Consider the following 12,753-nt stretch of genomic DNA (forward strand, 5'->3'; position numbering starts at 1 on the left):
GCGGATCCCCCCTGTAGGAGCGAGCTTGCGCGCGAAAAACCTAAGTGCGCCGCGTACCGTCACGCAGCCCGCGTGATCGTTGGCGTTCTTCGCGAGCAAGCTCGCTCCTACAAGGGGGGATGTTCAGGCTGCCCGGCGCCACGAGTGTGGCATGGTCGCATTAACATGAGTGAATCTTGTGATCATCAGGAATAAAATGAGTTTGTTTCACTATCTCCGTCTACCGACAATGGCTGCCATTAATACCTACAGTGGAGTTGTAAGTCATGGCAGTCGCTCATTCCCTCGGATTTCCGCGCATTGGACGCGATCGTGAACTGAAAAAAGCGCAGGAAGCGTTCTGGAAGGGCGAACTCGACGAAGCTGGCCTGCGGGCTGTCGGCCGTGAGCTGCGCAAGACCCATTGGGCGTTGCAACAGCAGGCCGGTATTGACCTGTTGCCCGCCGGCGATTTCGCCTGGTACGACCAGGTGCTGACCCACTCGCTGATGTTCGGCGTGATCCCCGAGCGTTTCCGTCCCGCCGATGGCCAGGCCACCCTGCACACCCTGTTCGGCATGGCCCGTGGCGTCAGCGACAGCTGTTGTGGGGGTGCACACGCCCAGGAAATGACCAAGTGGTTCGACACCAATTACCACTACCTGGTACCCGAGTTCAGCGTTGACCAGCAGTTCCACCTCGGCTGGGACCAGCTGTTCGAGGAAGTGCAGGAAGCCCGTGAGCTGGGCCATACGGTCAAGCCGGTGGTGATCGGCCCGTTGACTTACCTGTGGCTGGGCAAGGCCAAGGGCGGTGACTTCGACAAGCTCGACCTGCTCGAGCGCCTGCTTCCGTTGTACGGCCAGATCTTCCAGCGCCTGGCGGAGTTGGGCGTGGAGTGGGTGCAGATCGATGAGCCGATCCTGGTCCTCGACCTGCCACAGGCCTGGAAAAACGCATTTGAGCGCGCCTATAACCTGATCCAGCGCGACCCGCTGAAAAAGCTGGTGGCCACCTATTTCGGCGGCCTGGAAGAGAACCTTGGCCTGGCGGCTAGCCTGCCGGTCGACGGTTTACATATCGACCTGGTACGTGCGCCGGACCAGTACCCGACCATCCTCGATCGCCTGCCGGCCTATAAGGTGTTGTCCCTGGGGGTGGTCAATGGCCGCAATGTCTGGCGCTGCGACCTGGAGAAAGCCCTGGCGACCTTGCAGCATGCCCATGAAAAACTCGGCGATCGCCTGTGGGTGGCGCCGTCCTGTTCGCTGTTGCACAGCCCCGTGGATGTGGGCCGCGAAGACCAATTGGATGCCGAGTTGAAAAGCTGGCTGGCCTTCGCCGTGCAGAAGTGTGCCGAAGTCGCGGTACTGGCCCGCGCGGTGAACGAACCCGAAGCCCCCGATGTGCTCGCCGCCCTGGCGCAAAGCCGCGCCGTACAGGCTGCCCGAGCGACCTCGCGGCGTATTCACAAGCCCGCCGTGCAAGCTCGCGTGGCAGCGATCACCGCCCAGGACAGCCAACGTCAGTCGCCGTTTGCCCAGCGTATCGACAAACAGCGCGCGCGCCTCAACCTGCCGCTGTTCCCCACCACCACCATCGGTTCGTTCCCGCAAACCGCGTCGATCCGCCTGGCGCGCCAGTCCTACAAGCAAGGCAAGCTGAGCGAAGCCGAATACGTCGAAGCGATGCACAGCGAGATCAAGCATGCCGTCGAGGTCCAGGAAAACCTCGGCCTGGACGTGCTGGTACACGGTGAAGCCGAGCGTAACGACATGGTCGAGTATTTCGCCGAGCAACTGGACGGCTACGTGTTCACACGCTTCGGCTGGGTCCAGAGCTACGGTTCGCGCTGCGTAAAACCGGCGGTGATCTTCGGTGACCTGAGCCGTCCGAAGGCGATGACGGTGGAGTGGATCCGCTACGCCCAGGGCCTGACCCACAAGGTGATGAAGGGCATGCTGACTGGCCCGGTGACCATGCTGATGTGGTCCTTCCCGCGCGAGGACGTGAGCCGCGAAGTGCAGGCTCGGCAACTGGCGTTGGCGATTCGTGATGAAGTGCTGGACCTGGAAGCCGCTGGCATCCAGATCGTGCAGATTGACGAAGCGGCGTTCCGTGAAGGCCTGCCGTTGCGCCGTGCGCAGTGGCAGCCTTACCTGGACTGGGCCACCGAAGTGTTCCGCCTGTGCGCCTCGGGCGTGCGCGATGAAACCCAGATCCATACCCATATGTGCTACAGCGAGTTCAACGATGTGATCGAGTCCATCGCGGCGATGGATGCCGACGTGATCACCATCGAAACCTCACGCTCGGACATGGAACTGCTGCATGCGTTCGAAGCCTTCGCCTACCCTAACGACATCGGCCCAGGCGTCTACGACATCCACTCGCCAAGGGTGCCGGATGCCTCGGAAATGGCCAACCTGCTGCGCAAGGCGGCCCAGCGCATTCCGGCCGAGCGCTTGTGGGTGAACCCGGATTGCGGGTTGAAGACACGGGGTTGGCCGGAGACGGAAGCGGCGTTGATTCATATGGTCACCGCGGCTCGCCAGCTACGGGCTGAGTTGGCTTAAAACCTTACAAAACAGAAAGGGCACAAGTAACCTGTGGCGAGCGGGCTTGCCCAAAGGCTTTTTTGTAGGAGCGAGCTTGCTCGCGAAAAACTCACAGGCGCCGCGTTGATTCAGGGAACACGCGTTATCGTTGATGTTTTTCGCGAGCGAGCTCGCTCCTACAAAAGGCCATGTACGCGTAACTGACTGGCATCACATTCAGTCTGTACTAGGTCAGAGGTATTTGAGCCACGCCAGGTCGCGGCGCCGGGCCTTGAGCCTGGCGAACCAGTGCACGGGCGGGTAGAGCGCCAGGGGCAGCACCAACGCCATCAGCCACACCGCACCGATACTGTCGAAACCGAAGTAGTTGCCATGGTTCAAGCCAAACAGCGCCACACAGGCGACATACAGCACTTTCAGCACATAAAGATGCAGCAGATAAAAGAACATCGGCACGCAACCAAACACCGCTAACACGCTGATCCAGCGTCGATGCCCTGCGCGTTCAAACGCCAGCAACAGCAACAGCCCAACCCCCAACGTCAACGCCAGGAACAGCAGCGAAGGTGGGTACTTGGTCACGTTGAAAAAGCTCATCAGCGTCTGCATGCCGCTGTCATACACCTGCCAGGGCTTTTCGCCATAGCCATTGAGCGCACGCAACAGCACGAACCCCGCCAGCGCACCCACACCGCCGAACAGCAAATGGCGCTGGCGCACGGCCGGCAATGCGGTATTGGCAAACCACGGGCCCAGGCCGTAACCCAGGGCAATCACACCGATCCACGGCAGCACCGGGTAGGTCGTGCGCAGGCGCAGGGTGTCGGACACTTCAATCCAACTGCGCTCATGCAGGATCGTCCACGGAACATGCAGCGCCGAGCCTGGATCGAAGTGCAGCCCATCCAGCAGGTTATGCCCGCCGATGATCACCAGCGCCAGCGCGATCAACAGCGGGCGCGGCAACCAGACCAGCACGGCGAGGGCGATCATGCTGATGCCGATCGCCCAGATCACCTGCAGATAGATCACGCTGGGCAGCAGTTGGAAGGTCCAGGCGAAGTTGACCAGGGTAAATTCCAGCACCACGAGGAACAGCCCACGCTTGAACAGGAACGCTGACACATCGCGACGGCCCGTGTATTTCTGACCGTACAACCAGGCGGACAGCCCGGTGAGCAGTACGAACACCGGCGCACACAGATGGGCGAGGGTGCGGCTCGCGAACAGTGCAGGCTCGGTGCTGTCGAGGCTCATCGGGTCGGTGACTTGGCGGTGCAACAGGAAGGTTTCGCGTACGTGGTCGAGGAGCATGAACAGGATCACCAGGCCGCGCAGGGCGTCTATGGAGAGCAGGCGTTGGCGCAGGGGAACAGTGTCGGTCATAAGCAGAAATCACAGGGCCGGGCGAAAAAACTGGATGTTATCCTATAACGCAAATGCCTGCGCTGCTGACGGTTAAGGTTTCAGCCACGCAGTCCTTCTGGTTCACTGTGAGGCACACAAGCAAGGGAGAGGCTGAACGTGAGTACTCGCAACAACGCGGTAATCCACACCCCGCAATCCGTCATCGCTTTCTGGCAGCAAGCCGGCCCCAAGCGCTGGTTCGCCAAGGACGCGGCCTTCGATGCCCGCTTTGGCGACACGTTCCGCGCCACCCACCTGCAAGCCGCCCGGCGCGAGCTGGAAGGCTGGCTGGACACAGCGGAGGGCGGCCTGGCCTTGCTGATCCTGCTCGATCAATACCCGCGCAATGCCTTTCGGGGAACCGCGCATATGTTCGCCACCGACCCGTTGGCGCGCCTGTATGCCCAGCGCATCGTCGACACGGGGCTGGATCAATTGATCGAACCCGCGTTGCGGGCGTTCTGCTACTTGCCGTTTGAACACTCGGAAAACCCGCAGGATCAGCAACGCTCCCTGGCCCTGAACCAGGCACTGGATGCCAACACCTATCGCTGGGCCAAGGAGCACGCCGCCATCATCGAGCGGTTCGGGCGCTTTCCCCATCGCAATGACGTGCTGGCCAGGCAGACCACCGACGCGGAGCACGCCTTCCTCAAGGCCGGTGGTTTCGCCGGCTGATCGACGGCCCGTCGCGCTGTTATTCCTGTCGGGAATGCCCCCATAAAAACCCTGCATTGTCTTTATGGCGGCGCATCTCGTAGCGTGGGGGCTCATCCAAGGAGATCGTCCCATGAGCCAAGGTCCGTTGCGTCTTTACGTTGATTCGCTGTTCACCAGCCCCTATGCGATGTCGGTGTTTGTCACCCTGCGCGAAAAAGACCTGGCCTTCGACATGGTCACCCTCGACCTGGACGCCGGGCACAACCAGGCGGAGGACTTTGCCCAGTTGTCTGTGACCCAACGGGTGCCGACCCTGGTGGAGGGCGACTTTGCCTTGTCGGAATCGTCCGCGATCAGCGAGTACCTGGAGCAGGCTTACCCCGAGACGCCGGTCTACCCGGCTGATCCCAAGCAGCGGGCGAGGGCGCGGCAGGTGCAGGCGTGGTTGCGCAGCGATTTGCTGCCGATTCGCCAGGAGCGTTCGACGCTGGTGGTGTTCTACGGGCAAGCGATGCCGCCGTTGTCAGCGCCGGCCGAAGCCGCCGCGCGCAAGTTGATCGACGCGGCGCAGGTGTTGTTGGCGGGGAACCCGCCGTACTTGTTCGGGGAGTGGTCGATTGCCGACGTAGACCTTGCAGTGATGCTCAACCGCCTGATCCTCAACGGTGACAGCGTACCTGCCGAGTTGGTGGACTATGCCCGGCGCCAGTGGCAGCGCCCCTCGGTGCAAGCCTGGGTCAATCTGCCAAGACCCGTGCTTTAGGCCATTCCTGCGCCACGCGGCGGTCCAACTCTTCCCAATCGGCCATGCCCAGGACCCGCGTGGTGTTCAAGCCGCGCAGGTAACCGCGTAGCTGCTGGGCACTGGCATAGACGTGGTCCGGGTCGGCCATCGGGTCCTGCAGCACCTGTTCATAGTCAACCAGGTAATCGGCGACCCGATCGCGAAACTCCGGCAATACGGCATCGCGGATCCGGTCGAAGGTTTTCTGGTGGGGCTTCATGGCATGGTCCTTATAAATTTTATGTTCAGCACTATCGGTTCAGATGATAGTCACCATCGAAGATCGCAAGTTCTGTTTTTTCATGAAAAGCGGAAAATCATCCCCATCGACACGCCGTTCAAGGAAATCGCGCGATGAGGACGTTTATCCAGCTGGCTATGATGACCCTGATGCTGGGGGTTGTGGGCATGACCACCCCGGCAATTGCCGATGACCTGCGTAGCAGCCATTTGCTACCTATCGACGCTAGCGTAGACTCTCTGCGCCGCACGCAGTCGGTTGGGGTGTTGTACAGCGAAAATACGCTCGACAACCTCAACTACCTTGAGCGCTACCACACGATGGCCATGAACGGTGCCAAGGGCAGCCTTGATGCACGTATCCGCGAGGCGTTCGTTAACAGCTCCGACCCTGAACTGGCGATCGACTGGTTGATGAACTCGCTGCAAGGTACCTTCCTGTCGGTGACGTTCTACGACAGCCTGGATGCCTTGGTGCAGGCTCATCCTGATGTCGTGGTGATGCTCGATACCCATAACCAGTTGCTGACCCAGCAAAACGACCAGGTCGAGGCGCGGTTTATTGCGCGGTTCTATGATGCGAACCTGCAATACATCGCCAAGGCCGAAGGTTCGGTGCACAAGCAAGTGCCGTCGGTGTGGGTGCATGACAAGGCCGCGCCGGAGATTGCGGCGCAGATCGAGCAGCAGCGAGATGTGCAACAAGATGCCTTGAAGCAGTTTGATGCATCGCTCAAGGCGCTGGTCCAAGCAGGTTGATGTAAATTTTTCCTTTTCTATTTTTCAGGATTTTGTATGCGCTCTTTTTTTGTACCGGTTCTGGCTGTCGCTTCTTTGTTGCTGGCCGGTTGTGTCTCCGCGCCGAATTCGCCGAGCTTGACCCTGCAAACCGCCAAAACCCCCGAAGGCTATGTGCAATGCGTATTGCCCAAGCTTGAAAAGCACGACATCACCTCGACCGTGACGCAGAACTCGCGCCACGCCAAGGTGGTGCTGACCAGCAAGATCGCCGCCGATGATGTGCTGGAAGCCTACAAGTCCCAGGACAGCACCAAGGTGTTCCTGTATGAGCGCAAGCCGTTGGCGTCGACCATCACCCCTTCGCGCCTCGAACTGGCCGCCAAGGAATGCCAGTAATCACTGATCACGCAAGACCTTGCGTGGGAGGGGGTTGCCCCCTCCCGCAGTCTGATTGATGTAACGCCTAGGGTTTTGCTTCGTGGCTGAAGCTGTCGACCGTCTTGACCAGCCCTTGAGCCGCCAACGCCACCAATTCTGCGCCTTTCTCCACCGTCGCCAGGGCCGGGTCGGAACCCATGCGCCCGTCGGGGAAGCGGGCGCGGAAGTCCAGGGCTTCACGGATCGGCCCGGTATTGGCGATCTGCGGCGAATACGCGGCAGTCTTGATCGACTCCGGATAAGCCCACTGCGTCACCGCAATTTCCGACGGCGTGGCATGGCTGCCATGACCTACCGGGAACTGCCGATGGGCCAGGTCGTTGACGCCTTCCAGGTCCCACCAGTTCACCAGCTTCAGCGCGAACCCGGCCGGGCGGCGGGCGTAGCTGGCTTCGGCGTACAGCTCGGAAAAGGCCGCTTCAATCGTGGCGATATTGCCGCCGTGGCCGTTGAGGAACAGGATCTTCTCGAAACCATGCCCGGCCAGCGAGCGCACCCAGTCGCCAATCGCGGCAATAAAGGTGGAAGGGCGCAGAGAGATGGTGCCGGGGAAGCCCAGGTGGTGCTGGGCCATGCCGATATTGAAGGTCGGGCCGATCAGGATGTCGGCGTTCTCTTGCGCTTGATGGGCGATGATCTCCGGGCACATCCAGTCGGTGCCGAGCAGGCCCGTGGGGCCGTGCTGCTCGTTGGAGCCGATGGGGATCACTACCGTGCGACTGCGCTCCAGGAACTGCTCGATCTCGATCCAGGTGGACTTATGTAGCAGCATGCGACGCTCTCTTTTATCGGTGGGACAGGTTAGCCGCCACGGATTGTACGACTACTTGCCACCTGTTGGGGTTTACAGTTGAGGTACGTCGAGGACTTCAACCAGCGCTGGTCGGGGTACCACGAGAACATGAACTGCCCGTCCTTGAGTTTATCCACGACCTGGCGTGCTACCTGCGGGCGCACTGCCGGGCAGCCCTGGCTGCGGCCGATACGGCCTTCGCGCTTGCTCCACAGCGGGCTTACGTAGTCGGCGGCATGAATCACCAGCGCGCGGTCGCGGGCCTGGTCATTGAAGCCCGGCTCCAGGCCATCCATGCGCAGCGAGTAGCCATGGGTGCCCAGGTAACTTTCCTGGGTGCGGAACAGCCCCAGGCTGGACTGGTGGCTGCCCTCGCGATTGGAAAATTGGGTGGCGAAGTTTTCCCCGGACTTCGCGCCATGGGCCACCAGGTCGCGCAGCACCAGGGTTTTCTTGCGCAAGTCGAAGATCCACAGCCGACGGGCGGTCGAAGGTTGGGAATAGTCAATCACAGCCAGGCGCTCGGAACGTTCCTCGCCATTATTGATCGCGCACTGCACGGCGCTCAGGGCGCTTTTCAGTACTGTGGGATTGAGTTCTGGAGCCGAGCGCGCCAGGCTGTTATACAAGGAAGGAGGGTTGCCATTGGCGGCGAGCGCAACACTGCTCAACATTGCCAGGCTCACAGTGATAAGGCCGAGACGGCACATAAAAGTCAGCATCTACAGTACATCCCCCCCGCTGTGGATTGGAGCAAAGCCATTGTTCAAAAAACACGCATATTACGTGAGCATTTGCTTGCTCGTTGCACCATTGGTCGCGACAGCCGACGCGCTGATGGTGGATTCATTGCCAGTGACGGCGCCCAGTCCGGTCAACTCGGCCCCCATACAGCAGGCCCTTGCGCAGTTGCCTGGGGTCTGCCCCGAACTTGCCCCCCGGATCGACGCCGCCGCGCAATCGCGCCTGCAGGCGTTCTACCAGCAGCAGGGTGATGTGCCACTGTGGTCCGCCGACGAACGCCGCCAGGCCCTGCAATCTCAGTTGCTGATGCTGGCCGATGACGGCCTGGACCCCACCCACTATAGCCTGCCCCCGGCGAATGCCACGGCGAACGTGCTGTGCAACGATATCGACACCAGCCGCCAGTACCTGCAAGCCTTGCAAGACCTGCACTACGGGCGCCTGCAACAATCGCGCTTCGAACCGCTGTGGCATGCCCAGCCTCCCGCCCGTGACCCCAATACCGAAGTGCTGGGGTTTGCCGCCACCGGCCTGCACGATATGGCCCAGGCGTTTGACCAGGCCCGTCCCAGCGCCGACTTGTATCGCAGCCTGCGCAATGTTTACTCCACGGCGCGCCAACAACCGTTGCCGCACTGGGAAGCGGTCGCCAGCGGCCCGTTGCTGCGCCCCGGCATGGAAGACCCACGGGTTCCAGAATTGGCGCGGCGCTTATACAGCGGCGGCTACCTGGCCCAGGCTCCCGCCGGCAACGGCAGGCAATACCGGGATGAACTGGTCACGGCCGTCAAAGCCTTCCAGCTCAGCCACTCCTTGCAATCCGATGGCGTTATTGGCGCGGGCACCGTGGCCGAACTCAATATCAGCCCAGCGATTCGTCGCGAACAATTGCGCATCAACCTGGAGCGCTTTCGCTGGCTGAGCCAGGACCTGGAACCCGAGGGCGTGCTGGTCAACGTGGCCGCCGCACAACTGAGCGTTTACCAGAGCGGCATTCCCGTGTGGCAAACCCGCCTGCAAGTCGGGCGTGCCGAGCGCCAGACACCGCTGCTCAAATCGCGCATCACCCGGCTGACCCTCAACCCCACTTGGACCATCCCGCCGACCATCATGCGTGAGGACAAACTCCCGGCGATTCGGCTCAACCCCGAGTACCTGCGCCAGCAGAACCTGCAAGTGCTCGACGCCGAAGGCCACCCGCTGGCCCCCGAACAGATCGACTGGGCACGCCCCGGCAACATCCTGCTGCGCCAGGAAGCCGGCCCGCGCAACCCGTTGGGCAAGATCGTGATGCGCTTCCCCAACCCGTATTCGGTGTACCTGCACGACACCCCCAGCCAGCCACTGTTCACCAAAGGCCCGCGCGCGTTCAGCTCCGGTTGCGTGCGGGTCGAGCAACCGCTGCTGCTGCGCGACCTGCTGGTGACGCCGGCGGAACGTGCTCGCACCGATGAATTGCTGGCCACGGGTGTGACCCATGAATTCCGACTGGCCACGCCGGTGCCGGTGTTACTGGGCTACTGGACGGTGGAGGTGGATCGCCAGGGCGGGCTGGTGTATGCGCCGGATATCTACGGGCGCGATCTGGTATTGATGAAGGCTATGGGTTCCCAAGCCCTGTAGACGCGAGGCGCGCAATCACCAGGGTGACGGCCTGGTTCACCGTCAGCAGCGCCGTGTCGAGGGTCCATGGCGCTTTATCCCAAGCCTCATACTCATGGTCCAGGACCGACTGCCAGGTGGGCGGAACCAGGCCGGCGATGTCGACTGCGCGGGTTTCCACGCGGCGTTGATGGGCCTGTGGGTCAGAGCAGATCACCTGGATGTCGAGCACGTCCACGCTAGCCTGCGTGGCCACGTTCGCCCATGCAGATCGGCTTTCCCGGACCGGATTCACGCAATCGGCTATCACCGTATGACCCAGTTGCAGATGACTCAGCGCCAGCGCATTGGCCACCCCATAGCCGCTCGTGCCCACATCTGCCGCCAGCACGCCGGCATTGCGAATCGCCTGCTCGATCACGTCGATGCGCAGGTAAACCGCGCGAGTCTGGCGCGCGAGTTCACGGGCGATGGTGGTCTTTCCGGTTCCGGGAAGGCCGCTGAAGACGATAAGCATGGTTCTATCTCGATAAGTCCGGAGGGCCGGTTCAGGGTATCCTCCTGTTCACCCACCGGTCGACCCTAGGAGCCCAGCATGACCTTGCCGTTCGTGAAAATGCATGCTCATGGCGATGATTTCATCATCATCGACCGCCGTGGCCAGGACGACCCGATCACCGCGCAGGTTGCCCGCTGCCTGGGCAATCGCCACACAGGTATCGGTTTCAACCAACTGGCCGTGGTGCTCGACTGCGCCGATGCCGCTGCGCGTATCAAGTTCTGGAACCCCAATGGCACGCCCCTGGAGGCCTGTGGCAGTGCCACTCGGGGGGTGGCCGACCGCTTGATGCAGGAAACCGGCACCGATTCGATCGTATTGCGCACTGAGCGCGGGTTGCTGACGTGCGTGCGGGTGGCGGGGCAGCGGGTGTCGGTCAATATGGGCGCGCCATCGCTGGACTGGGCCGCAGTGCCGCTCGCCGAGCCGCTGGATACCCGAACCTTGCCGATCAAAGGCAGCCCGGCCGCGTGCAGCATGGGGAATCCACACTGCACGTTCTTTGTCGAGGATATCGCTGCCGTCGACGTCGAAGCGCTGGGCCCCGCCCTGGAAGTTCACCCGTTATTCCCGGCCAGGACCAATGTTCATTTTGTCCAGGTACTGGATCGCCGCCATATCCGCTTGCGCATCTGGGAGCGGGGCGGCGGCGTACCGCTGGGGTCCGGGTCGTGCTGCTGCGGGGCGGTGGTAAATGGTATCCGCCGTGGTTTGCTGGACGATACGGTTGAAGTGCACTGCGACGGCGGCACGCTCACCGTGCAGTGGGACGGGCAGGGTGGCGTGCTGTTGACCGGGCGTGTGGAGCCGATCATGCAAGGCACGGTGTACGCGATTCCGGTGTAGGCGTGCCGAGTACCGACAGGTTCATTTGGGGCCTCAACGCCATGGGCTGCACCCGGTCTAGCGCCGATAGGGTAAAGTCGGCAGCCCAAGGAAGACACTTCAGGTAACAAAACATGATGCTGTGGTTGCGGCGATCCGCCTTGAGTCTGCTGGCCCTGCTGGCTGTCACCCTGTTGATCAGCACCGCCCAGGCCGACACGGCACCTGCGAGCCCGATCAAGGTCGCGCTGGACCAGCGCGTGATCGACCTCACCAATACCCTCGATGCGACGGCCATCCGCCGCCTGACCGACCAGCTCGCGGCCCTCGAACAACGCAAGGGCGCGCAGATAGCCGTGTTGCTGGTACCCAGCACCGGCCGCGACAGCCTCGAAGACTTCACCAACCAACTGTTCCGCGCCTGGAAGCTGGGGCGCAAGGACGTCAACGACGGCATCCTGTTGCTGGTGGCCAAGGACGATCGCAAGGTGCGCATCGAAGTGGGGTATGGCCTGGAAGGTACCGTCACCGACCTGTTGGCCCACCGCATCATCGAAGAACACATCACTCCGGCGTTTCGCCAGGGCGACTACGCGGGGGGTATCCAACAGGGTGTGGACGACCTCAGCGTGCTGGTCGAGGGTGGCGACCTGCCGAAGGTGGCCAGCCCGGGGCTGCCGCCTCCGGCAATCGCGGTATTGCTGGCGTTCATCGTGGGCGCCATCGGCGGCGTGTTGATCAGCGCCGGCAAGCTGCCCTGGCGCCGGGCGCTGGTGGTCGCGGTCGCGGTGACGGTGCTGCTGGCGGTGTTCGCCGGTGGTCAGGATTGGCCGGTGTACCTACTGTTGTTACCGCTGACCCTGCTGATCGGCGGTGCCACATTCGGTGCATTGTGGATGGCGCGCACGGTGTTTTATGGCGTGCTGGGCCTGCTGGCCTACATTGCCGGGCTGGTAGTGACGGATCGTTACGTGGATGTCGATTTCATCCACTGGCTGGCGTTTCCCCTGGGCGCATTGGTGGTGCTGGGGATGTACCTGATCCTGTTTGTCATCATGAAAGATGCCTGGAAACGCAGCCGCGTGGGATGTGTTGCGCGAGCGCTGGCGGCGGTGGCGGTGTACGTGGTGGCGGGCGTGCTGTTCGAGCGCGGGCGTGATGGCTGGCTGTTTGCGATCCCGATTGCCTCATTCGTGGCGCTGTTTATCTTTGGCAAGGCCAGCGTTGGGTCGGGATCGAGCTCGGGCAGCGGTTCCGGTTCGAGCGCCAGCAGCTCAAGTTCCAGCAGCAGTTCGTCGGGAGGTGGCGGTTCCAGCGGCGGCGGCGGGGCGTCCGGCAGTTGGTGATCGCGAGTCGCGTAGCCCATCGACCTTGGGTGAGAGCTCCGGTAGTTGCAGTGCACGTCCTTAGGTGAGCCAGCACG

General features: G+C 62.1%; 13 protein-coding genes. 8 read left to right on the forward strand and 5 right to left on the reverse strand.

All coding sequences use genetic code 11. The features are described 5' to 3' along the window. Positions 1–266: 266 nt before the first annotated feature. Complete coding sequence (metE, locus tag A7317_RS16385; protein WP_069076335.1) at positions 267–2,555, forward strand: 5-methyltetrahydropteroyltriglutamate--homocysteine S-methyltransferase; 2,289 nt, start codon at positions 267–269, stop codon at positions 2,553–2,555. Between the two features lie 213 nt (positions 2,556–2,768). Here metE and A7317_RS16390 read toward each other — a convergent pair whose 3' ends face one another. Then, the gene (locus A7317_RS16390; protein ID WP_069076336.1) at positions 2,769–3,923 is read right to left on the reverse strand and encodes a DUF1624 domain-containing protein; all 1,155 of its coding nucleotides are present in this window, start codon (positions 3,921–3,923) and stop codon (positions 2,769–2,771) included. 162 nt (positions 3,924–4,085) lie between these two features. Here A7317_RS16390 and A7317_RS16395 point away from each other — a divergent pair, with 162 nt between their 5' ends. Both A7317_RS16395 and yfcF read left to right on the forward strand, forming a co-directional pair. Beyond that, positions 4,086–4,622: a DUF924 family protein gene (locus tag A7317_RS16395; RefSeq protein WP_069077419.1), complete on the forward strand. Its 537-nt coding sequence runs from the start codon at positions 4,086–4,088 to the stop codon at positions 4,620–4,622. Positions 4,623–4,734: 112 nt separating this feature from the next. After that, positions 4,735–5,367 (forward strand): glutathione transferase, encoded by a 633-nt coding sequence (yfcF, locus tag A7317_RS16400; RefSeq protein WP_069076337.1) that lies wholly within the window; start codon positions 4,735–4,737, stop codon positions 5,365–5,367. Here yfcF and A7317_RS16405 read toward each other — a convergent pair. After that, on the reverse strand, positions 5,342–5,608 hold the full coding sequence (locus tag A7317_RS16405; RefSeq protein ID WP_024075968.1) for a hypothetical protein: 267 nt from the start codon (positions 5,606–5,608) through the stop codon (positions 5,342–5,344). The genes yfcF and A7317_RS16405 overlap by 26 nt on opposite strands. A gap of 134 nt (positions 5,609–5,742) precedes the next feature. On the opposite strand from A7317_RS16405, the gene A7317_RS16410 reads away from it, so the two are divergent. Both A7317_RS16410 and A7317_RS16415 read left to right on the forward strand, forming a co-directional pair. Next, the gene (locus tag A7317_RS16410; protein ID WP_024075967.1) at positions 5,743–6,387 is read left to right on the forward strand and encodes a hypothetical protein; all 645 of its coding nucleotides are present in this window, start codon (positions 5,743–5,745) and stop codon (positions 6,385–6,387) included. 36 nt (positions 6,388–6,423) lie between these two features. After that, on the forward strand, positions 6,424–6,765 hold the full coding sequence (locus tag A7317_RS16415) for a hypothetical protein (protein WP_024075966.1): 342 nt from the start codon (positions 6,424–6,426) through the stop codon (positions 6,763–6,765). A 67-nt stretch (positions 6,766–6,832) separates the two neighbouring features. On the opposite strand, the gene A7317_RS16420 is transcribed toward A7317_RS16415, so the two are convergent. Next, entirely contained in the window at positions 6,833–7,579 is a 747-nt protein-coding gene (locus A7317_RS16420; protein WP_024075965.1) for a creatininase family protein, read from the reverse strand. A 29-nt stretch (positions 7,580–7,608) separates the two neighbouring features. Next, positions 7,609–8,322 (reverse strand): murein L,D-transpeptidase catalytic domain family protein, encoded by a 714-nt coding sequence (locus A7317_RS16425; protein WP_024075964.1) that lies wholly within the window; start codon positions 8,320–8,322, stop codon positions 7,609–7,611. 40 nt (positions 8,323–8,362) lie between these two features. Between A7317_RS16425 and A7317_RS16430 the strand changes: the two genes are divergently transcribed. Then, entirely contained in the window at positions 8,363–9,967 is a 1,605-nt protein-coding gene (locus A7317_RS16430) for a L,D-transpeptidase family protein (RefSeq protein WP_069076338.1), read from the forward strand. On the opposite strand, the gene A7317_RS16435 is transcribed toward A7317_RS16430, so the two are convergent. Further along, the gene (locus A7317_RS16435) at positions 9,945–10,463 is read right to left on the reverse strand and encodes an AAA family ATPase (RefSeq protein ID WP_069076339.1); all 519 of its coding nucleotides are present in this window, start codon (positions 10,461–10,463) and stop codon (positions 9,945–9,947) included. The genes A7317_RS16430 and A7317_RS16435 overlap by 23 nt on opposite strands. 78 nt (positions 10,464–10,541) lie before the next feature. On the opposite strand from A7317_RS16435, the gene dapF reads away from it, so the two are divergent. Together dapF and A7317_RS16445 are read left to right on the forward strand one after the other, a co-directional pair. After that, positions 10,542–11,351, forward strand: coding sequence for a diaminopimelate epimerase (dapF, locus tag A7317_RS16440; protein ID WP_069076340.1), 810 nt, complete (start codon positions 10,542–10,544; stop codon positions 11,349–11,351). Positions 11,352–11,464: 113 nt separating this feature from the next. Then, positions 11,465–12,676, forward strand: coding sequence for a TPM domain-containing protein (locus A7317_RS16445; protein ID WP_069076341.1), 1,212 nt, complete (start codon positions 11,465–11,467; stop codon positions 12,674–12,676). Positions 12,677–12,753: the final 77 nt, after the last annotated feature.

This window comes from Pseudomonas fluorescens (genome assembly GCF_001708445.1).
GTDB classification, from domain to species: domain Bacteria; phylum Pseudomonadota; class Gammaproteobacteria; order Pseudomonadales; family Pseudomonadaceae; genus Aquipseudomonas; species Aquipseudomonas gorinensis.

Coding starts and splice junctions, on each gene's coding strand:
- metE (WP_069076335.1), top strand. CDS start 267: ATGGCAGTCGCTCATTCCCTCGGATTTCCGCGCATTGGACGCGATCGT.
- A7317_RS16390 (WP_069076336.1), bottom strand. CDS start 3,923: ATGACCGACACTGTTCCCCTGCGCCAACGCCTGCTCTCCATAGACGCC.
- yfcF (WP_069076337.1), top strand. CDS start 4,735: ATGAGCCAAGGTCCGTTGCGTCTTTACGTTGATTCGCTGTTCACCAGC.
- A7317_RS16405 (WP_024075968.1), bottom strand. CDS start 5,608: ATGAAGCCCCACCAGAAAACCTTCGACCGGATCCGCGATGCCGTATTG.
- A7317_RS16410 (WP_024075967.1), top strand. CDS start 5,743: ATGAGGACGTTTATCCAGCTGGCTATGATGACCCTGATGCTGGGGGTT.
- A7317_RS16415 (WP_024075966.1), top strand. CDS start 6,424: ATGCGCTCTTTTTTTGTACCGGTTCTGGCTGTCGCTTCTTTGTTGCTG.
- A7317_RS16420 (WP_024075965.1), bottom strand. CDS start 7,579: ATGCTGCTACATAAGTCCACCTGGATCGAGATCGAGCAGTTCCTGGAG.
- A7317_RS16425 (WP_024075964.1), bottom strand. CDS start 8,322: ATGCTGACTTTTATGTGCCGTCTCGGCCTTATCACTGTGAGCCTGGCA.
- A7317_RS16435 (WP_069076339.1), bottom strand. CDS start 10,463: ATGCTTATCGTCTTCAGCGGCCTTCCCGGAACCGGAAAGACCACCATC.
- dapF (WP_069076340.1), top strand. CDS start 10,542: ATGACCTTGCCGTTCGTGAAAATGCATGCTCATGGCGATGATTTCATC.
- A7317_RS16445 (WP_069076341.1), top strand. CDS start 11,465: ATGATGCTGTGGTTGCGGCGATCCGCCTTGAGTCTGCTGGCCCTGCTG.